Below are 19,411 nucleotides of genomic sequence, written 5' to 3' on the forward strand. Positions count from 1 at the left end.
CAAGCCACTCGGCACAACGACGCCCCACTCGGCGAAACCCCGCACGAAGCAAGCCCTCGCCAAGCCACTCGGCACAACGGCACCCGGCACGGCAATGCACCGCTCAGCCGAGCCCCGCACGGAGGAACCCGGCACAGCGGCGCCCCCCACGGCAGCGCCCCGCGCCGAGGGGCTCGCCCCTGTGCTCCGCGCGGAGGCGACCCGTACGCGCCCCCGCCGTATCGAGGGGCTGCTCCTCGGGCTCGCCGCAGGTGACGCCGCCGGGTGGCCTGCCGCTCGGCATCGGGCGGCGCGGATGCCCGAGTGGACGCGGCGGCTGACGCGGGAGCTGGACACGTTCGCGGAGCAGAACGCGACCACGACGCTGCCCGTGCCGATCGCGCTGAACCAGCCGCCGGAGCCGCTGCGGCTCGGCCCGTCGGACGACGCGGAGTGGGCGGCGTTCGCGGCGGAGGCCGTACTGCGGGCCGGTGAGGGCGCCGCGCTCGGGGACCTGAGCCGGGAGCGGCGGATGCGGGCGTCCATCGACCTGTCGTGGAACGCCATCGCCAGCGAGGTCGCCGCCGCGGCCGAGCGCGCCCCCGAGGTCGAGTCCGCGCTGCTCCCCCTCCGCGCCCGTATCTCCGTACGGGCCGGACTCGGCAACCTCGCCACCGGCCTGCGCCCACCCGCCACCGGCCACGACAACCCGCACTACTTCGACGACGCGGCCTGTGTACGGGCCTGCGTCCTCGCCGTGGCCCACCCTGGCGACCCCCGACTCGCAGCGGAACTCGCCGAGTTCGACGCCCGCTACACCCAGGACGGCGACGGCGTGCACGGCGCCCGCGCCATGGCCTCGGCGCTGGCCCTCGCCCTCGCCGGGGCCGACGTCGACGCCTGTGTGGACGCCGCCCTCGCCGAACTGCCCGAGTCGACCGAGATCGGCCGCAACGCCCGGCACGCGATCAAGCTCGCCCGCGACAGCGAGGGCACCTTCGCCCTCGTCCCCCTCCTCGAGCACCAGATCGTCGACCACGTCTACAGCTACGGCATCGCGGCCGCCGAAACCGTCCCCGTCGCCCTCGCCCTCGCCACCGCCGCCCGCGGCCGGATCGCCGAGGCGGTGCCCGCCGCCGCGTGTCTGTCCCGGGTCGCGGACTCGGCGCCGGCGCTCGCGGGCGCGCTCACCGGCGCGCTCGGCGGCGGCGACGCGATCCCCGCCGCCTGGCGCGACGCCTGCCGCACCCTGTCCGGCTGCGCGCTGCCCCGACTGACCGGCACCGATCTCATCGGACTCGCCGATCTGCTGGAAGCGACGGAACTGGCCATCCCAGAGGGATGATTCGGGCATGACGCCCAAAGGAGAAGGAACGGGAACCCTCGACGAACGGATCACCGGAGCCCTCGTCGGAGCCGCCGTCGGCGACGCGCTCGGCGGCCCCGTCGAGGGGTACTCCCCCGAGCAGATCACCGAACGCCACGGCGGCCGCGTCCACGGCGTGGTCGGCCCCTGGAACGGCGACCACTGGCGTACGGCCCGCCCCATCGCCCCGTACCACAAGGGCGACGGGCACGTCACCGACGACACCTTGATGACCCATGCGCTGGTACGGGTGTACGCCACCGTCCGCGACCACCTCGACGCCTACGCCATCGCCGAGCACCTCGTCCCCGACCTCATGGGCACTCCCCGCTGGATCCCCGAACTGGAGGCCGAGGCCCTCCCCCTCCAGCGGATCTTCCTCGCGGAGAAATGGCTGGTGGCCCGCCTCCACTACGGCCATGTGGACCCCCGGGAGGCGGGCACCGGCAACATCGTCAACTGCGGAGCCGCGATGTACATGGCCCCGGTCGGCCTGGTCAACGCGGCGAACCCACCGGCCGCGTACGCCGAGGCGCTCGACATCGCTGGCGCCCACCAGTCGTCGTACGGCCGCGAGGCGGCCGGGATCTTCGCGGCGGCGGTCGCGGCGGCCTGCGCACCCAAAGCGACCCCGGACTCGGTCGTCTCCGCCTGCCTGGCCCTCGCGAAGGACGGCACGCGTTCGGCCATCCAGGCGGTCTGCGAAGTCGCCGCCCGCCATGCGGACTTCGAGTCGGCGCTCGGCCCACTACGGGAGGCGGTGGCCCCCTACGACACGGTGGGCCCCGACTACCGGTCCCCGTCCCTCGGCGCCCGCCGCCCGTCCCGCCTCCACTCCATCGAGGAACTCCCCATCGCCCTGGGCATGTTGGTGGTCTCCGGCGGCGACTACCGCCACGCCGTCCTCGGCTCGGTGAACTACGGCCGCGATTGCGACTCCATCGCCACCATGTCCGGCGCCCTCGCCGGCGCCCTCGGCTCCGAGGTCCCCCACGACTGGGCGAAGACGGTGGCGGAGTCGAGCCGCCTCGACCTCGAAGCCCCGGCGAGAACACTCGCGGAGGTGACGCGCGAGATCTTCGAACGGGACGTACACCGCCGCCGCACCCACGAGTCGGCGTACGCCGCGCTGACGGGGACACCATGCTCCGACTGACCTGGGTCCAACCGGAAGACCTCCTCGGCCACGAACTCCACCAGGCCTCCCAGGACGGCCGCGAGCCGGCGGCCATCGCAACCCGCTGGCGCGCAGCGGGCGGCCACGAGGCCCCCCTCCGCGCGGGCGCGTCCCCCACCCCGGCGTCCCCCTACCTCCGAGTCCTGGCAAAGGACCTCCTGGACGAACTCGCCGACCTGCCGAGCACATTGGCGGATCAGGAGCCAACGGACCTGAGCAGGATCAGGACCCACTGCCCGAACTGGCCAGCTGCCGTAGCTGTGGGCATGCGTGCCGCCAGGGGCGGCACGGGTGGGCACTGCGGCACCCTGCAAGCGCCGGTAAGCGCACCCACCCCGACGCCCGCCCCCACCCAGGCCCGCCTGGAAGCAGCCTGGCTGGGCAGAGCCGTAGGGTGCCTACTCGGCAAGCCGGTGGAGAAGCTTCCCCTGCAAGGGATCCGAGAACTGGCCCGAGCCACGGGAAACTGGCCCCTGCACACGTGGTTCACCGCCCGCGGCGTCCCCGACGACGTCAAGAACGCCTACCCCTGGAACAAACGCTCCGCCCCTACCTCCCTCGCCGAAAACATCGACGGCATGCCGGAGGACGACGACCTCAACTACCCCCTCCTCAACCTCCTGCTGCTCCAACGCCACGGCCGAACCTTCACCACCACGGACGTGGCCCGCCTCTGGCTGGACGAACTGCCCGCAGGCCGCACCTTCACCGCGGAACGCATCGCCTACCGCAACCTCCTCACCGGCATCGAACCCCCACGCACGGCCCGCCACCGCAACCCGTTCCGCGAATGGATCGGCGCCCTGATCCGCGCCGACGTCCACGGCTGGACGAACCCCGGCGACCCGGCCGCCGCCGCGGAACAGGCCCACTGCGACGCCACCCTCACCCACACCGCCAACGGCGTCTACGCGGCGATGTTCACGGCGGCCACCATCGCCGAGGCGGCCACCGGAGCGAGCGACGTCCACGCATGCCTCCGCACCGGCCTCACCGTCGTCCCACCGGCCTCACGCCTGGCCCAGGCGATCGGTCACGCCGTCCAACTGGCCCGTACGACACCCGACTTCGACGCGGTCGTAGACGAACTGCACACCACCCACTCCGCCTACCACTGGGTCCACGCCGTCCCCAACACCGCCCTGATCGCCGCCGCCCTCACCCACGCGAACGGCGACTTCACCGGCTCCATCTGCCGTGCCGTGTCGGGCGGCCTGGACACCGACTCGAACGGCGCGACGGCCGGAAGCATCGCGGGCCTGCTCGCGGGAGACCCCACCTCCCTCCCCGACCGCTGGACCACCCCGCTCAAGAACCGACTCGCCACCTCGATCGCCGACTTCAACGGCATCGGCTTCGACACCCTCGCCCAGCAGACCCATCTGCTCACCCGCCGGGAGGCACCCCGCCCATGACCCACATCGCCGTACTCGGCAGCACGAACATGGACCTCGTCGCGTACGTCGCCAAGGCCCCGCAGCGCGGCGAGACCGTGACGGGACGCGAGTTCCGTACGATCCCCGGCGGCAAGGGCGCCAACCAGGCGGTGGCCGCGGCGCACGCGGGCTCCGACGTCTCGTTGATCGGCGCGGTGGGCGCGGACGGCTTCGGCAGCCAGCTCCGGTCCACGCTGGAGCACTCGGGCGTGGACACCGACCATCTGCGCACCACCGAGGGCCCGTCCGGCACCGCACACATCGTCGTGGACGACGAGGGCGGCAACGCGATCGTCGTCATCCCCGGCGCGAACGGCACCGTCACCGCCCTGGCCCCCGGCGACGAGGCCCTCATCGCGACCGCCGACGCACTGCTGCTCCAGCTCGAGATCCCGCTGGACGCGGTCCTCGCCGGCGCCGAGGCCGCGCGCCGCCACGGCGTCCGTACGATCCTCACCCCCTCCCCCGCCCAGCCTCTGCCACCCAGGCTCCTCTCCTCCATCGACCTGTTGGTGCCCAACGAGCACGAGGCCGCCGCGCTCACCGGCGTCACCGACCCCCGCGAGGCCGCCACCGCCCTGCTCGACCAAGTCCCGGAAGTCGTCGTCACACTGGGCGCGGCGGGCAGCCTGTACGCGGCCCGGGGCGCCGCACCCCTCACCGTGCCCGCGCCCCGGGTGACCGCCGTGGACTCGACGGGCGCGGGCGACACCTTCGTCGGCAACCTCGCCGTGGCGCTCGCCGAGGGCCGGGAGATGTCGGAGGCGCTCGTGTGGGCGTCGGCGGCGGCAGCCCTGTCGGTGCAGCGGCCCGGGGCGTCGTCCTCGATGCCGTACCGCTCCGAGATCGACGCCCAGGCGTCGCAGCGCACCTCATGAGCGCGCGCCCCGAACAGAGCGGCCCGCTCACCGGCCTGCGCGTCCTCGACCTCGCGACCCTCTTCGCCGGACCGCTCGCCGCCACCATGCTCGGCGACTTCGGTGCGGAGGTCATCAAGGTCGAGCATCCGGCCAAGCCGGACCCGTCCCGGGGCCACGGCCCTTCGAAGCACGGCGTCGGCCTGTGGTGGAAGCTCCTCGGCCGCAACAAGCGCACGATCACGCTCGACCTGTCGAAGCCCGGCGGCCGCGAGACCCTGCTCCGGCTCGCCGCCACCACCGACGTGATCGTCGAGAACTTCCGCCCCGGCACCCTGGAGAAATGGGACCTGGGCTGGGCGGAGCTGTCGGCCGCCAACCCGGGACTCGTCCTCGCCCGTGTCACCGGTTTCGGACAGTTCGGCCCGTACGCGCACCGCCCCGGATTCGGCACCCTCGCCGAGGCGATGAGCGGCTTCGCGGCGATCACCGGCGAACCGGACGCCCCGCCGACCCTCCCGCCCTTCGGCCTGGCCGACTCGATCGCGGGCCTGGCGACGGCGTACGCGGTGATGACCGCGCTGACGGCCCGCGAGCGCACCGGCGAGGGCCAGGTGATCGACATGGCGATCATCGAACCGATTCTGACCGTCGTCGGCCCGCAGCCCATCTGGTACGACCAGTTGGGCCACGTCCAGCCCCGTACCGGCAATCGCTCCGCGAACAACGCGCCCCGCAACACCTATCGCACGGCGGACGGTTCGTGGGTCGCGGTCTCCACGTCGGCGCAGTCGATCGCCGAGCGGGTGATGCGACTGGTCGGGCGCCCGGACCTGATCGCGGAGCCGTGGTTCGCCACGGGTGCGGACCGGGCGCGCCACGCGGACATCCTCGACGACGCGGTCGGGACCTGGATCGCCCGCCGCACCCGCGCCGAGGTCCTGGAGGCCTTCGAGAAGGCGGAGGCGGCGGTGGCCCCCATCCAGGACGTACGGGACGTCATGACCGACCCGCAGTACGCGGCCCTGGACACGATCACCACGATCGACGACCCCGAACTGGGCCCCCTGCGCATGCAGAACGTCCTCTTCCGGCTCTCCGCCACCCCCGGTGCGATCCACTGGGCGGGCCGCCCGCACGGCGCGGACACGGATGCGGTACTCGCCGAAGTCGGCCTGACGGGGCCCGAGATCGCCGCCCTGCGAGCGGAGGGCGCCTTGTGACCGCGGAGTTCCCCCTCACTTGGCTGTACGTCCCCGGGGACCGCCCCGAGGTGGTGGTCAAGGCCCTCGCCTCCGGAGCTGACGTCGTCCTCGTCGACCTGGAGGACGCGGTCGCCCCGGACCGCAAGGAGTACGCCCGCGCGGCCACGGCGGACCTCCTCTCCGAGCCGCCGCCGGTGCCGGTCCACGTCCGCGTGAACGCCCTGGACAGTCCCCTGGCCGAGACCGACCTCAAGACCCTGGCCCCGCTCCCCGGCCTGTCCGGTCTCCGCCTGCCCAAGGTGAGCGCGCCCGCCGACGTCGTACGGGTCGCGGAGGGCGCCACCCCCGCGGAGGGCGGGGCGATCCCCGTGTACGCCCTCCTGGAAACCGCCCTCGCCGTGGAACACGCCTTCGCCATCGCGTCGTCGCACCGCGCACTGCGCGGCATCGCCATCGGGGAGGCCGACCTGCGGGCCGACCTGGGCGTACGCGACGACGTCGGCCTCGACTGGTCGCGCGCCCGCGTGATCGTGGCCGCCCGCGCGGCCGGGCTGCCCCCGCCGGTCCAGTCCGTCTACCCGGACATCCGCGACGTGGAGGGCCTCGCCGCGTCCTGCGCCCACGGCCGCGCCCTCGGCTTCCTCGGGCGCGCGGCCATCCACCCCCGCCAGCTCCCCATCATCGAGCGGGCCTACCTCCCCACCCCCGCCGAGATCGACTCCGCCGAGGCCATCGTCAAAGCCGCCGCCAACGCTCCCGGCGCCCAGGCCCTCCCCGACGGCCGCTTCATCGACGCAGCGGTGGTGACCGGCGCCCACCGCACCCTCGCACTCGCACGCCGCCTGAGCTGACGGTCCCGCCGCCAGGTTTCTTGTGCCCCCTCCGTCTCGTACCTGGGCCGCCGCCCCGAATGGGGCGCGGGGAACTGCGCGACAAGCCCCCACCGACCCGCAGCCGAAAAGGGGGTCGGGACGGGTAGGGGTGGAGGGGGCGAAAACCCAGGCGCCGGCACCGGAGGCCGGCACGCGAAGGGGGCGCCGCGTTCCAGGACGCGGCGCCCCCTTCGACGTAGCGAAAGCCGTCAGCTCTTCTTGGCCGACTCGGCCTCGTCCTCCGTGGCCGACTCGGTGGACTCGGCGGATCCCTCGGCCTCGGCGTCAGCCGACTTGTCGAGGTCGACGGACTCGCCGTCGGCGACACGCTCCCTGTCCCCGTCGCCGGACGCGTCCACGTCGGGCTCCACCACTTCCTCACGCCCCGGCCGACGACGCGCAGAGATGACGATGTAGATCACCGCGAGGAGGAAGACACCCATCGCGGTCCAGTCGTTGAGACGCAGGCCCAGGATGTGGTGGGCGTCGTCGACACGCATGTACTCGATCCACCCGCGGCCGACGCAGTACGCGGCGACGTACAGGGCGAACGCCCGCCCATGGCCCAGCTTGAAGCGGCGGTCGGCCCACAGGACGAGGAAGCCGACACCGATGCACCACAGCGACTCGTACAGGAACGTCGGGTGGTAGTACCCCGGCACCCGCCCGTCGGTGGAGGACGTGATGTGCAGCGCCCAGGGGACGTCCGTCGCCTTACCGTAGAGCTCCTGGTTGAACCAGTTGCCCCAGCGCCCGATCGCCTGCGCGAAGGCGATGCCGGGTGCGACGGCGTCGGCCCACGCGGGCAGCGGGATGCCACGACGGCGGCACCCGATCCACGCGCCCAGCGCGCCGAGCGCGATCGCGCCCCAGATGCCGAGCCCGCCCTCCCAGATCTTGAAGGCGTCCACCCAGTCGCGGCCCTCGCTGAAGTACAGCTCGTAGTCCGTGATCACGTGGTAGAGCCGACCGCCGACGAGGCCGAAGGGGACGGCCCAGACCGCGATGTCGGCCACTGTGCCGGACCGCCCTCCCCGGGCGATCCAGCGCTTGTTGCCGAGCCAGACGGCTACGAAGACGCCGATGATGATGCAGAACGCGTAGGCACGCAGCGGAATGGGGCCGAGGTGCAGCACACCGCGCGACGGGCTGGGAATGAAGGCAAGTTCCATGGCAAGGTCGACGCTACCGTGCCGGATACCACCCACGGCAAGCAGCCCGGCAACGGGTCCATAACGTGCGGTGCCCCCGGCCTGCCGACGGCCGGGGGCACAAGGGCTGCGAAGGACTCAGCCCTTGTTCTCCGCCTCCACCATCTGCTTCAGCTTGGCGGGGGTCATCGTCTGGTCCGCGTAGATGTTCTTGCCGCCGAACAGCACGGTCGGCGTGCCGGTGAAGCCGCTGCTCTTGAAGGCGGCCTGCGACTTTTCGACCCAGCTGTCGTGCGTGCCGTCGTTGACGCACTTCTGGAAGGCCGGGGTGTCCAGGCCGTCGACCTTGCCCGCGAGCTCGATGAGCTTGCTGTTGTCGGCGAAGGCGTCGACGGTTTCCTTGGGCTGGTTCTCGTACAGCACGTCGTGGTACGCGGTGAACTTTCCGGCGTCCTGGGCGCAGGCCGCGGCGTTGGCGGCGCGGAGGGAGCCGCTGCCGCCGAGGTTCCCGTCGATGAGGGTGACGAGGTGGTACTCGACCTTCAGCTGACCGGCGTCGACCAGCTCGTGGATCGTCGGGCGGTACACCGTCTCGAAGGCCTGGCAGGCCGGGCAGCGGAAGTCCTCCCATACCGTGAGGGTCGACTTGGCGCCGTCCTTGCCGACGGGAATCGCGAGGGCGTCCTTGCCGGTCGCTCCCGAGGGCGACACGACGGGGCCCGACGCCTCGCTCTTCTTTTCCTTGCCGGAGTTGGCGGCCAGCACGCCGACCACCGCGGCAAGGCCGAGGACGCAGACCACCGAGGCGCCCACGATCAGCGCCCGTCGGCGCTTCTCCGCGGCCCTCTGCTTCTCTCGCTCGACCGCCAGCCGCTCGCGGGCGGTGCGCTTTCCGTCACGGTTCTTCTCGCTCACATCCGGCAGAACGAACCGGGGAGGCGCAGCGCGCCTCCCCGGTCCCAGGTCCACCCGTTCGGGTGAGTGGATTGTCCGTTACGTACCTACGTGAGCCCTTGCGTTACGCCGTTCCGCGCACGCCCTTCGCCAGGTCGGCCGCGAGCGCCCGTACGGCCTCCAGGCCTGCCGCCTCGTCCGGGGCGTCCAGCATCCGCTTCACGAAGGCCGAGCCGACGATCACGCCGTCGGCGAAGCCGGCCACCTCGGCGGCCTGGGCGGCGTTGGAGACGCCGAGGCCGACGCAGACGGGCAGCTCGGTGGTGGCCTTGGTGCGCCGCACCAGGTCCTGGGCCTGGGCCCCCACCGACTCCCGCGTGCCCGTGACGCCCATCAGCGAGGCCGCGTACACGAACCCGCTGCCCGCCGCGGTGATCTCGGCGAGCCGGGCGTCCTTGCTGCTGGGCGCGACGACGAAGACGGTGGCGAGGCCGTGCTTCTCGGCGTGCTCCCTCCACAGGGCCGACTCCTGGACCGGCAGGTCGGGCAGGATGCAGCCCGCCCCGCCCGCTTCCGCCAGCTCGGCGGTGAAGCGCTCGACGCCGTAGCGGTCGATCGGGTTCCAGTACGTCATCACGAGGACGGGCTTGCCGGTCGCCCCGAACGTCTCGCGGACCGTCCGCATGACATCGGCGATCTTCACTCCACCGCGCAGGGCGATGTCGTCGGCCGTCTGGATGACCGGACCGTCGAGGACCGGGTCGCTGTGCGGCAGACCGATCTCGACGATGTCCGCGCCGCCCTCGAAGACGGACTTGACGGCCGCGATGCCACCGTCGACGGTCGGGAAGCCGGCCGGGAGGTACGCGATGAGGGCGGACCGCCCTTCCGCCTTGGCACCGGCGAGGGTGTCGCTCAACAGCTGGATGTTGCCGCTCACTTCACGTCCCCCTCGATCTCGGCGTTCTCGCTGTCGGCGTCCGCGGCGACGACGGCGTCGGCGCCGGTCTCGTACAGGCCGAAGTAGCGGGCGGCCGTGTCCATGTCCTTGTCGCCGCGGCCGGACAGGTTGACGATGATCAGCCCGTCCTTGCCGAGCTCCTTGCCGACCTCCAGGGCCCCGGCGAGCGCGTGGGCGCTCTCGATCGCCGGGATGATGCCCTCGGTGCGCGACAGCAGGCGCAGGGCCTGCATGGCCGCGTCGTCGGTGACCGCGCGGTACTCGGCGCGGCCGCTGTCCTTGAGGTAGGAGTGCTCGGGCCCGATGCCCGGGTAGTCGAGTCCGGCCGAGATCGAGTAGGGCTCGGTGATCTGGCCCTCCTCGTCCTGAAGGACGTACGACCGCGATCCATGCAGGATGCCCGGCTCGCCGGCGGTCAGGGTCGCGGCGTGCTCCCCGGTCTCGACGCCGTGTCCGGCGGGCTCGCAGCCGACGAGGCGTACGTCCGCGTCGGGGATGAAGGCGTGGAAGAGACCAATGGCGTTCGACCCGCCGCCTACGCAGGCGATGGCGGCGTCGGGGAGCCGTCCGGCGCGCTCCAGGATCTGCCGCCGGGCCTCGACGCCGATGACGCGATGGAAGTCGCGGACCATGGCGGGGAAGGGGTGGGGCCCGGCGACGGTCCCGAACAGGTAGTGGGTGTGATCGACATTGGCGACCCAGTCCCGGAACGCCTCGTTGATGGCGTCCTTGAGGGTGCGGCTGCCGGACTTCACGGCGATGACCTCGGCGCCGAGCATGCGCATGCGGGCGACGTTGAGGGCCTGGCGCTGGGTGTCGATCTCACCCATGTAGATGGTGCATTCGAGGCCGAAGAGCGCGCAGGCGGTGGCGGTGGCGACGCCGTGCTGACCGGCGCCGGTCTCCGCGATGACGCGGGTCTTGCCCATCCTCTTGGTGAGGAGGGCCTGGCCGAGCACGTTGTTGATCTTGTGGGATCCGGTGTGGTTGAGGTCCTCCCGCTTCAGGAAGATGCGGGCGCCACCGGCGTGTTCGGCGAACCGGGGCACCTCGGTGAGTGAGCTCGGGCGCCCGGTGTAGTTGACGAGCAGGTCGTCGAGCTCGCGGGCGAACTCGGGGTCCGCCTTCGCCTTGTCGTACTCGACGGCGACCTCGTCCACGGCGGCGACCAGCGCCTCCGGGATGAACTTGCCGCCGAACGCGCCGAAGTAGCCCTCGGCGCTGGGGACTTGACCCTCCGGGTCGGGAATGAAGAACTCGCTGGGCATGCGGTTACCTCGCAGGGGCGACAGCCCCGGTTACAGGTCGGACAGGGGTCACGTTAGCCACGTACGCACGCAAACGCCTCCGGCACCGGGCCCCGGCTGGGGGCACCCTCACCTGGACCGGCCGGCCCAGTGGCGGCACCGCCGGCTGCCCGCACACCCGCCCTTGACCGGAGCGGGTGTCCCCCACACAGGGGGAGGCAGGTTTGCCGCCGCCAGGCGGTTTCTCCCGCCGCGGGGAGGGGCCGCCGTCAGGCGGCTTCCCCCATCGGGGAGCAGAACCACCGACAGACAGTCCTCCCCGCCGCAACGGCGAGAAGCCCCACGGCGGTGACGGGCGGTGCCGAACCGGCCGGAGCCACCGTGAGGGAACCGGGCGAAGCCCGAGCCGTGCGGTGGGGCCGCCGACGGCCCGCGACCGGGACAACCCCCACGGCGTGGACCGACGGTGCCGGACTCGGCTCAGCCCACCCGCAGGGTGAACTCGGCGGGAGAGAGCGCGAGCGCGCGTACGCGCTCGGGCCATCGCATGCCGTTCACCTGGCCCGGCTCATCCCCGATGACATAGCGAACCCGGCGCCCGTGCACACGCCGTGCGGGCGCCCGGCAGCCCCGCGGACGGCAGCCGCGGGCAAGGCGGGCATAGGGGTCCCGGGCCGCCGAAGCGACCGGGAGCGACGCGGCGCCCAAGCCCGGCACAGCCGCCCCCGTGCGTGTCGAGCCGCCGTCGGGGCTCAGGCCCGGACGGGGAGCGGCGGGGGGCGGGGTGGGCACCGGTGCGTCAGTCCCGTCCGTGGCGCAGTGCGGGGTGAGCCCCGGCCGCGACGAGGTCGGAGACCGCCGTCTTCGGGTCGCGGCCGGTGACGAGCGACTCGCCCACCAGGACCGCGTCGGCGCCGGCATTGGCGTACGCGATGAGGTCGTGCGGCCCGCGGACACCGGACTCGGCGACCTTGACGATGTGGGCGGGGATCTCGGCGGCGACACGGTCGAAGGTCGAGCGGTCGACCTTCAACGTCTTCAGATCGCGCGCGTTGACACCGATCACCTTCGCACCGGCGTCCACCGCCCGCTCGACCTCGTCCTCGTCGTGCACCTCGACGAGCGGCGTGAGCCCGATGGACTCGGCGCGCTCGATGAGGGACTCCAGGGCCGACTGTTCGAGGGCGGCCACGATCAGCAGCGCGAGGTCGGCGCCGTACGCACGGGCCTCCCACAGCTGGTACGACGTGACGATGAAGTCCTTGCGGAGGACCGGGATGTCCACGCGGGCACGGACGGCCTCCAGGTCCGCGAGCGAGCCGCCGAAGCGGCGCTGCTCGGTGAGGACGGAGATGACGGCCGCGCCACCCGCCTCGTAGTCCGCGGCGAGAGCGGCCGGATCGGCGATCGCGGCGAGCGCGCCCTTGGACGGGCTGGAGCGCTTGACCTCGCAGATGACCTTGACGCCGTCACCGCGCAGGGCGGCCACTCCGTCCTTGGCAGCCGGAGCCTTCGCCGCGCGCTCCTTGAGCTCGTCGAGGCTGACGCGCGCCTGCCGCTCCGCGAGGTCGGCACGGACTCCGTCGATGATCTCGTCGAGCACACTCACGCGAGCGGCCCCCTTCCCTGCGGTGGACAGTTGAAGCGGTTGAGCATCTGACCCGGGTTCACCGCCTCGGACGGCAAAGACTTGTCACTGTGATGGTATCCGGAGGAAGGCGTAGGCCTCGCATCCGGTTGACGCCGGTCCCACTACCTGGACATTTGCCATTTGATCAAGGATGCAACCAGCCGCCGAACGGTAGGTTCCGGACAACGGTGAAGACCAGCACCAACGCGCCCACGCTCCACAGGTGGACCGGCCCGAGATCCAGCCGCACCGGCCGTCCGCGCGCCGAACGGACCACCCAGACGGTCCACACCACCGCGAAGACCAGGTATCCCGCGACAGCGAGCGCGTTGTCGGTGAGCGCCGCCGCGAAGTCCCCGTGCACGAAGGCATGCGCGCTGCGCAGACCGCCGCAGCCGGGGCAGTACAGGCCCGTGAAGCGCAGCAGCGGGCAGACGGGGTAGTGCCCGGGCTGATTGGGGTCGACGGCCCCGACGTACGCGAAGGCGCCCACGACGGACGCGAGCACCCCCGTGGGGACGACGAGCCGCCGCAGCACGACAGGGCCCGCGGCCCGCGTCACCCTCTGGGTCTCGGCGTTCACCCCACGCATTCTGCCCCTCCCCCGCGCGGCGCGCCCGCCGCCCACATGGGAGAGGCGGCCCCGGCAGGTGCGCCGGGGCCGCCTCTCACGAAGCGCTGGGTGCGATCAGCTCTCGGCGCCCACGGTCTCGCGGGCCTGGCGCACGGGCTCCGCGTGCGTGGTCTTCGGCTGGCCCAGGCCCGCCGCCCGCATCGCCAGGCCGACGACACCGCCGAGGGCGACGACGACCATGCCGGCCCAGAAGCCCAGCGGGTTGGCCATCACCATGAAGGCACCCGCCACGCAGAAACCGATGAAGGCGATGATGACACCGGTCCAGGCGGCCGGGGTGTGACCGTGGCTGCTGCCCGCCATGACTTGCTCCTCGTTGCTGTATGCGTGTGTGAGTCGGACACTCGATGTCCATTGTCCCGTACAAGCGCCCGTGCCGTGAGCGGGGGTCTCCGCTCGCGCGTCGGTTCGACCAAGTCACGACCAAAGTCCTGGGGCGAAGGACCCTGGGAACGCGGGGACGGCGGGACCTAAGTCCCTTGCGCCCCGGCCGGGTCCGGCCCCGTCGGGTCCTCGCCGCGGTCGAGCGCCTTCCAGAGGTCCTCGGGGCGGTCCGGGTCGACAGGCTTGGCCTTGCGCGGCCGGGGCGTCCCGTCGCGCTCGTAACGGCCCGACATCGCGGGCCACAGCCGCCCGTAGCGCAGCGCGAGCAGCCCCGCGAGGAGGATCAGCGCCCCGCCCGCGGCCGCGACGTACGGCCAGACGGTGTGGCTGAGCGCGTCCGCGGTGGCGGCGGTGTTGCCGGAGGCCGCCGCGGCCTTCTCGTCGAGCGCCGAGCTGTCGCTCGCGCCGAGCACGGCCGCGGCGACCGTGCCCGCGCCGGAGAGCGCGAGCAGCGCGGAGACCAGGAGGCGGCCGGAGCGGCGTACGGCGAAGACGGCGACGAGCGCGGCGAGGCCCACTATGGCGAGCGCCGCGGGCACGCCCGTGACGTCGCTGCCCTTGGCGGTCAGCGGGAAGGCGCCGCCGGCCACTGTCGCGGTGCCCTCCGACCAGCTCTGCCGGGTGGACAGCAGGGCCACGGCCGCGCCGAGCGCGCCGCTGAGCAGGGCGACGCCAAGGCTGCGGCGGCCGGACCGGGCGGGCCCGGCGGCTTCGGATCGGGGGTGAGGAACAGCAGTCACGTACTCCACTATCGCCTGAACCCCGGGCGAACCGTCACCCGGGGTTCACGTGAGCCTCGTCCCAGTACCGAAGGGAGTTGGCCGTCTACTGTCCGAGCCGGTTCGCCGTGTGCACCGCGCGCAGGACCGCCGCGGCCTTGTTGCGGCACTCGTTGTCCTCCGCGACGGGGTCGGAGTCGGCGACGATTCCGGCGCCCGCCTGGACGTACGCGGTGCCGTCCCGGAGCAGGGCCGTGCGGATGGCGATGGCGGTGTCGGAGTCGCCCGCGAAGTCCAGGTAGCCCACGCAGCCGCCGTACAACCCGCGCCTGGACGGCTCCAGTTCGTCGATGATCTGCATCGCGCGCGGCTTGGGGGCGCCGGAGAGGGTGCCGGCCGGGAAGCAGGCCGTCAGTACGTCGAAGGCCGTACGGCCCGCCGCGACCCGCCCGGTCACGGTTGACACGATGTGCATCACGTGCGAGTACCGCTCGATGGACATGAAGTCGACGACCTCTACGGAGCCGGGCTCGCAGACCCGGCCGAGGTCGTTGCGTCCCAGGTCGACGAGCATCAGGTGCTCGGCGCGCTCCTTGGGGTCGGCGATCAGCTCGTCGGCGAGGGCCTGGTCCTCCTGGACGGTGGCGCCGCGCGGCCGGGTACCCGCGATCGGGTGCACCATCGCCTGCCCGTCCTCGACCTTGACCAGGGCCTCCGGGGAGGAGCCGACGACATCGAAGCCGTCGAAGCGGAACAGGTACATGTACGGGGAGGGATTGGTCGCCCTCAGCACGCGATACACGTCCAACGCGCTTGCCGTGCACGGGGTCTCGAAGCGCTGGGAGGGGACGACCTGGAAGGCCTCGCCCGCCCGGATGCGCTCCTTGATGTCCTCGACGGCGTCCTGGAAGTCGGGGCCGCCCCAGAGCGCGGTGTACTCGGGGAGCTCGGAGGGCGGCAGCGCGGCCGGCGGCTGCGAGATCGCGCGCGAGAGGTCGGCCTCCATGGCGTCGAGGCGGGCGACGGCGTCCGCGTAGGCCTCGTCGACACCCGTGTCGAGGTCGTTGTGGTTGATCGCGTTGGCGATCAGCTGGACCGAGCCGTCCCAGTGGTCCATCACCGCGAGATCGCTGGTGAGCAGCATGGTCAGCTCGGGCAGCTTCAGGTCGTCCCGCTCGCCGGGGCCGATCCTCTCCAGGCGGCGCACGATGTCGTAGCCCAGATAGCCGACCATGCCGCCGGTGAACGGGGGCAGGCTCTCGCCGTGCGGGGTGTGCAGCGCCTCGATGGTGGCGCGCAGGGCGGCGAGCGGATCGCCGTCGACGGGGACGCCCACGGGTGGCGTACCGAGCCAGTGGGCCTGCCCGTCGCGCTCCGTGAGGGTGGCGTGGCTGCGGACGCCCACGAAGGAGTAGCGGGACCAGGAGCGGCCGTTCTCAGCGGATTCCAGGAGGAAGGTGCCGGGGCGCTCGGCGGCGAGCTTGCGGTAGAGCGCGACCGGCGTGTCGCCGTCCGCGAGGAGCTTGCGGCTGACGGGGATCACGCGGCGGTCTGTGGCCAGCTTGCGGAACGTCTCGAGGTCCATGGCGGCTGACCTTACTGATCCAGTGACGGCACGCCGGAATCGGCGTCCTTGAGGAGCTCGTCGAGCAGTACGTCGGCGTCGAAGCAGGTGCGGGCGCCGGTGTGGCAGGCGGCGCCCACCTGGTCGACCTTCACCAGGACCGTGTCGGCGTCGCAGTCCAGGGCCACGGACTTCACGTGCTGGAAGTGGCCGGACGTGTCGCCCTTGACCCAGTACTCCTGGCGGCTGCGCGACCAGTAGGTGCAGCGGCCCGTGGTGAGCGTGCGATGCAGCGCCTCGTCGTCCATCCAGCCCAGCATCAGCACCTCACCGGTGTCGTACTGCTGGGCGATGGCGGGGACGAGCCCGTCGGCGCTGCGCTTGAGGCGCGCGGCGATCTCGGGATCCAGGCTGCTGGGCCTGCGGGGCAAGGGCGTGCTGGTCATGGGTGCCATTGTGCCGCGCCGCACGGACGTGCCCCCCGATTGTCCACAGGCCGGACCTCAGCGTTGTCCACAGGCCGGTCCCTGCCACCCGCACAGGCCGGTCCCCGCCGTCGTCCACTGGGCGGACCAGTGGGGCGGTCGTAGGCTGATTGTCATGTCGACCCATGCCAAGCGTGAACGACTCCTCCTGGCCGATCTGTTGGAAGCCGTGGGACCGGACGCCCCGACCCTGTGCGAGGGCTGGAACACCCGGGATCTCGCCGCGCACGTGGTGGTCCGCGAGCGCCGCGCCGACGCCGCCGGCGGGATCCTGATCAAGCAGCTGGCGCCACGCCTGGAGCGGGTGATGGCGGAGTTCGCGGAGAAGCCGTACGAGGAGCTGATCCAGCTGATCCGTACGGGTCCGCCGCGCTTCTCGCCCTTCTCGGTGAAGCAGATCGACGAGGCCTCGAACACGATCGAGTTCTACGTCCACACCGAGGACGTGCGGCGCGCACAGCCCGACTGGACGCCGCGCGAGCTGGACCCGGTCTTCCAGGACGCCCTGTGGTCCCGGCTGGAGCGCACGGCCCGGCTGACCGGCCGCGGGGCGCCGACGGGCCTGGTGCTGCGCCGCCCGGACGGCCAGACGGCGGTCGCGCACAAGGGCACGCCGGTCGTGACGGCGACCGGCGAGCCCTCGGAGCTGCTGCTGTTCGCGTACGGGCGGCAGAAGGCGGCCGACGTGGAGCTGGCGGGCGACGAGGACGCGATCGCCAAGCTGCAGGAGGCGAAGCAGCTGGGGATCTGAGCGGCCGGCTCAGCGGGGCAGTTCGGCGCGGCGCAGGTCGCGGACGCACAGGGCGAGGACCCCGCCGAGGCCGCAGACCGCGGCGCTGGTGACGAAGACGGGCCCGGTGCCCCACCAGCCGATCGCGGCGGCGGTCAGCGGCATGCTGAGCGGGGCGAGACCCAGGCTGACGATGCCGGAGACGGCGCTGACCCGGCCCAGGTAGGCGGGGTCCGCCTGGGTCTGCAGCAGCGCGCCGCACAGCGCACCGCTGAGCCCGGCGAACAGCCCGATGAGCAGGGCGACCCCGATGGCCGCTGCGACGTTCGGTACGAAGGCGAGCGCGCCGATCGCGACCGAGCCCGCCAGGATCGCCACCGCGGCCAGATGTCCCGCGTGCGGCAGCCGCCCCCGCACGGTCAGCAGCAGCGCGGCGGTCCCCGCGCCGGCCCCGAACCCGGCGAGCACGCAGCCCATCCCGGACGCGCCCCAGCCACGCTGATCGGCCAAAAGGGTCAGGCCCACATTCAGCGGCCCGACGAATCCGAGGTCGCCGAGCGCGATGGCGGCGATGAGCGGGGCGAGGACGCGGTGGCGCCGGATGTAGCGCAGGCCTTCGCGGAGGTCCCGCCAGGCGGTGGGCCGTGCGGGCTGACCCTGCGCGGCTGGCGCACCATCGTCGGCGGCGGCCACGCGCGCGTGGCCCGTGTCGGCAGCCACGCGTGCGTGTCCCGTGTCCGCCGGGGCACCTGCCCCGCCTGCCCCGTTCACGTCGTCAGTGGGCAGCTCCCGCATCCGTACGGAGATCAGCAGCGGCACCGACACGGCGATCAGCATCCCCGCGAGCCCGAAGGCCGCCGCCGCGCCGCCGAGCGCCACACCGAGACCGCCGAGCGGTGCGCCGACCACGTTGGCGAAGCGGATCGCGAGGCCCCGCATGCCCTGGACGCGGGCGAGTTGTTCCCGGCTCGTGATGCGGGCCGGCAGGGCACCCACGGCGGGCATGAAGACGGCGTCGACGGTGCCGAAGACGACGGCGAGCAGGGCCAGCAGCCACAGACTCGGGCTGGTCGCGAACAGCAGCGCGGCCAGCGCGAGCACGGCGGCGCAACGCACGGTGTCACTGCCGATGACGACCTTCCGCGGCCCGAACCGGTCGGCGACCACACCTCCGCCGAGCATCAACAGCGCCCGGGGAACGGCGCTCACGGTCATCACGAGCCCTGCCTGCGTGGGCGTTCCGGACTGCACAGCCGCCCAGGACAGCGCGATGTAGCAGACGTTGTCGCCGATCATCGACGAGGCGTAGGCACCGAGCCAGCGCAGGACGTTGCCGTCGCGGTGGGCGGGTCTGCCGGTGGTGGCGGGAGCCGGGGGAATGACGTTCGTGGTCACGGAGCCAGGTCCTCTCAGACGCTCAATCAGGCGCGGAACGGGAAGCCGTACAGGTGCAGCGCGACGTTCTCGCGCCCTTCGGTGTCACCGGCCGCTTCGTCGGCGCGGCCCTTGTCGTCGTACTTCTTGATGACCGTGAGCAACTCGTCCTTGAGCGCGTCGAGTTCGGCGGCCGTCAGACGGAGCGTGGCCTCCGAGTCGGCGGCGGCGTCGTTCCACTCCGTGGGCCAGGTGGCGCGCTCGTCGAGGTAGCGCCGGTAGAGGTCGCCGCGCTGCTCGTGGAAGAGCCGGGTGAAGGCCAGGTGCGCGGCCTCCTTCTCGGGCGCGTCCCGGAAGTCCACGCCCCGGACACTCACGCCGTCCGAGGCGGGCTCCCACCAGCGCTCCCTGCCGTCCCCGCTGCGCGGCTCGGCCTCCTCGATCAGCCCGTGCTCGGCGAGCTTGCGCAGGTGGTAGCTGACCAGCGAGGGCGCCTCGTCGACCTGTTCGCCCAACTGGGACGCGGTCGCGGCGCCGGTCACGATCAACGCCCGATACAGCTTCATCCGCAGCGGATGTCCCAGAGCCTTGAGCGTGCCCACATCCGTGATGCGGCGGTTCTCCTTGCTTGCCATGCCCTGACCTTAGATGCGAAAGAAAAGTTGCGCAACTAAAATTGCGCAACTTCCCTTTCTCATCTGGACGGTGTCCGGACACAGCTGAGCCCCGGCCACCAAGTGACCGGG

20 protein-coding genes are annotated in these 19,411 nt (G+C 72.4%); 7 read left to right on the forward strand and 13 right to left on the reverse strand.

Features of this window, described 5'->3' with window-relative positions:
* Positions 1-181 precede the first annotated feature (181 nt).
* Genes AB5J53_RS13820 through AB5J53_RS13845 form a run of 6 tightly spaced genes read left to right on the forward strand, consistent with a single transcriptional unit; the run spans position 182 to position 6,871 of the window.
* Entirely contained in the window at positions 182-1,324 is a 1,143-nt protein-coding gene (locus AB5J53_RS13820) for an ADP-ribosylglycohydrolase family protein (protein WP_369252220.1), read from the forward strand.
* 7 nt (positions 1,325-1,331) lie between these two features.
* On the forward strand, positions 1,332-2,501 hold the full coding sequence (locus AB5J53_RS13825) for an ADP-ribosylglycohydrolase family protein (protein WP_369245928.1): 1,170 nt from the start codon (positions 1,332-1,334) through the stop codon (positions 2,499-2,501).
* The gene (locus tag AB5J53_RS13830) at positions 2,489-3,937 is read left to right on the forward strand and encodes an ADP-ribosylglycohydrolase family protein (RefSeq protein WP_369245929.1); all 1,449 of its coding nucleotides are present in this window, start codon (positions 2,489-2,491) and stop codon (positions 3,935-3,937) included. The genes AB5J53_RS13825 and AB5J53_RS13830 overlap by 13 nt, the downstream gene beginning before the upstream one ends.
* Entirely contained in the window at positions 3,934-4,836 is a 903-nt protein-coding gene (gene rbsK, locus AB5J53_RS13835) for a ribokinase (RefSeq protein ID WP_369245930.1), read from the forward strand. Before AB5J53_RS13830 ends, rbsK begins: the two co-directional genes overlap by 4 nt.
* Positions 4,833-6,038 (forward strand): CaiB/BaiF CoA transferase family protein, encoded by a 1,206-nt coding sequence (locus AB5J53_RS13840; RefSeq protein WP_369245931.1) that lies wholly within the window; start codon positions 4,833-4,835, stop codon positions 6,036-6,038. Before rbsK ends, AB5J53_RS13840 begins: the two co-directional genes overlap by 4 nt.
* Positions 6,035-6,871 carry a CoA ester lyase gene (locus AB5J53_RS13845; protein WP_369245932.1) on the forward strand — a complete coding sequence of 279 codons (837 nt, stop codon included), beginning with the start codon at positions 6,035-6,037 and terminating at the stop codon, positions 6,869-6,871. The genes AB5J53_RS13840 and AB5J53_RS13845 overlap by 4 nt, the downstream gene beginning before the upstream one ends.
* Positions 6,872-7,101: 230 nt before the next feature.
* On the opposite strand, the gene lgt is transcribed toward AB5J53_RS13845, so the two are convergent.
* The 11 genes from lgt to hisI all read right to left on the reverse strand — a co-directional run bounded on the left by lgt (position 7,102) and on the right by hisI (position 16,522).
* Entirely contained in the window at positions 7,102-8,064 is a 963-nt protein-coding gene (gene lgt, locus AB5J53_RS13850; protein WP_369245933.1) for a prolipoprotein diacylglyceryl transferase, read from the reverse strand.
* A 117-nt stretch (positions 8,065-8,181) separates the two neighbouring features.
* Positions 8,182-8,958: a DsbA family protein gene (locus AB5J53_RS13855; RefSeq protein ID WP_369245934.1), complete on the reverse strand. Its 777-nt coding sequence runs from the start codon at positions 8,956-8,958 to the stop codon at positions 8,182-8,184.
* 103 nt (positions 8,959-9,061) lie between these two features.
* Positions 9,062-9,877 (reverse strand): tryptophan synthase subunit alpha, encoded by an 816-nt coding sequence (gene trpA / locus AB5J53_RS13860; protein WP_369245935.1) that lies wholly within the window; start codon positions 9,875-9,877, stop codon positions 9,062-9,064.
* On the reverse strand, positions 9,874-11,166 hold the full coding sequence (trpB, locus tag AB5J53_RS13865) for a tryptophan synthase subunit beta (RefSeq protein ID WP_369245936.1): 1,293 nt from the start codon (positions 11,164-11,166) through the stop codon (positions 9,874-9,876). The genes trpA and trpB overlap by 4 nt, the downstream gene beginning before the upstream one ends.
* A gap of 459 nt (positions 11,167-11,625) precedes the next feature.
* On the reverse strand, positions 11,626-11,862 hold the full coding sequence (trpM, locus tag AB5J53_RS13870; RefSeq protein WP_369252223.1) for a tryptophan biosynthesis modulator TrpM: 237 nt from the start codon (positions 11,860-11,862) through the stop codon (positions 11,626-11,628).
* Between the two features lie 82 nt (positions 11,863-11,944).
* Positions 11,945-12,754: an indole-3-glycerol phosphate synthase TrpC gene (gene trpC, locus AB5J53_RS13875; RefSeq protein WP_369245937.1), complete on the reverse strand. Its 810-nt coding sequence runs from the start codon at positions 12,752-12,754 to the stop codon at positions 11,945-11,947.
* Positions 12,755-12,920: 166 nt separating this feature from the next.
* Positions 12,921-13,367 (reverse strand): DUF2752 domain-containing protein, encoded by a 447-nt coding sequence (locus AB5J53_RS13880; protein ID WP_369245938.1) that lies wholly within the window; start codon positions 13,365-13,367, stop codon positions 12,921-12,923.
* A 96-nt stretch (positions 13,368-13,463) separates the two neighbouring features.
* Complete coding sequence (locus AB5J53_RS13885) at positions 13,464-13,712, reverse strand: HGxxPAAW family protein (RefSeq protein ID WP_369245939.1); 249 nt, start codon at positions 13,710-13,712, stop codon at positions 13,464-13,466.
* A gap of 167 nt (positions 13,713-13,879) precedes the next feature.
* Positions 13,880-14,542: a TIGR02234 family membrane protein gene (locus AB5J53_RS13890; protein ID WP_369245940.1), complete on the reverse strand. Its 663-nt coding sequence runs from the start codon at positions 14,540-14,542 to the stop codon at positions 13,880-13,882.
* Between the two features lie 76 nt (positions 14,543-14,618).
* Entirely contained in the window at positions 14,619-16,097 is a 1,479-nt protein-coding gene (locus AB5J53_RS13895; RefSeq protein ID WP_369245941.1) for an anthranilate synthase component I, read from the reverse strand.
* An 11-nt stretch (positions 16,098-16,108) separates the two neighbouring features.
* Entirely contained in the window at positions 16,109-16,522 is a 414-nt protein-coding gene (gene hisI / locus AB5J53_RS13900) for a phosphoribosyl-AMP cyclohydrolase (protein ID WP_369245942.1), read from the reverse strand.
* 154 nt (positions 16,523-16,676) lie between these two features.
* On the opposite strand from hisI, the gene AB5J53_RS13905 reads away from it, so the two are divergent.
* Complete coding sequence (locus AB5J53_RS13905) at positions 16,677-17,312, forward strand: TIGR03085 family metal-binding protein (RefSeq protein ID WP_369245943.1); 636 nt, start codon at positions 16,677-16,679, stop codon at positions 17,310-17,312.
* A gap of 9 nt (positions 17,313-17,321) precedes the next feature.
* On the opposite strand, the gene AB5J53_RS13910 is transcribed toward AB5J53_RS13905, so the two are convergent.
* Both AB5J53_RS13910 and AB5J53_RS13915 read right to left on the reverse strand, forming a co-directional pair.
* The gene (locus AB5J53_RS13910) at positions 17,322-18,686 is read right to left on the reverse strand and encodes an MFS transporter (RefSeq protein WP_369245944.1); all 1,365 of its coding nucleotides are present in this window, start codon (positions 18,684-18,686) and stop codon (positions 17,322-17,324) included.
* 26 nt (positions 18,687-18,712) lie between these two features.
* Complete coding sequence (locus tag AB5J53_RS13915) at positions 18,713-19,300, reverse strand: helix-turn-helix domain-containing protein (protein ID WP_369245945.1); 588 nt, start codon at positions 19,298-19,300, stop codon at positions 18,713-18,715.
* Positions 19,301-19,411: the final 111 nt, after the last annotated feature.

The sequence above is a fragment of the Streptomyces sp. R41 genome, assembly GCF_041053055.1.
Lineage (GTDB): Bacteria > Actinomycetota > Actinomycetes > Streptomycetales > Streptomycetaceae > Streptomyces.

Coding starts and splice junctions, on each gene's coding strand:
- AB5J53_RS13830 (WP_369245929.1), top strand. CDS start 2,489: ATGCTCCGACTGACCTGGGTCCAACCGGAAGACCTCCTCGGCCACGAA.
- AB5J53_RS13885 (WP_369245939.1), bottom strand. CDS start 13,712: ATGGCGGGCAGCAGCCACGGTCACACCCCGGCCGCCTGGACCGGTGTC.
- lgt (WP_369245933.1), bottom strand. CDS start 8,064: ATGGAACTTGCCTTCATTCCCAGCCCGTCGCGCGGTGTGCTGCACCTC.
- rbsK (WP_369245930.1), top strand. CDS start 3,934: ATGACCCACATCGCCGTACTCGGCAGCACGAACATGGACCTCGTCGCG.
- AB5J53_RS13915 (WP_369245945.1), bottom strand. CDS start 19,300: ATGGCAAGCAAGGAGAACCGCCGCATCACGGATGTGGGCACGCTCAAG.
- AB5J53_RS13895 (WP_369245941.1), bottom strand. CDS start 16,097: ATGGACCTCGAGACGTTCCGCAAGCTGGCCACAGACCGCCGCGTGATC.
- trpB (WP_369245936.1), bottom strand. CDS start 11,166: ATGCCCAGCGAGTTCTTCATTCCCGACCCGGAGGGTCAAGTCCCCAGC.
- AB5J53_RS13880 (WP_369245938.1), bottom strand. CDS start 13,367: ATGCGTGGGGTGAACGCCGAGACCCAGAGGGTGACGCGGGCCGCGGGC.
- AB5J53_RS13825 (WP_369245928.1), top strand. CDS start 1,332: ATGACGCCCAAAGGAGAAGGAACGGGAACCCTCGACGAACGGATCACC.
- hisI (WP_369245942.1), bottom strand. CDS start 16,522: ATGACCAGCACGCCCTTGCCCCGCAGGCCCAGCAGCCTGGATCCCGAG.
- AB5J53_RS13905 (WP_369245943.1), top strand. CDS start 16,677: ATGTCGACCCATGCCAAGCGTGAACGACTCCTCCTGGCCGATCTGTTG.
- AB5J53_RS13840 (WP_369245931.1), top strand. CDS start 4,833: ATGAGCGCGCGCCCCGAACAGAGCGGCCCGCTCACCGGCCTGCGCGTC.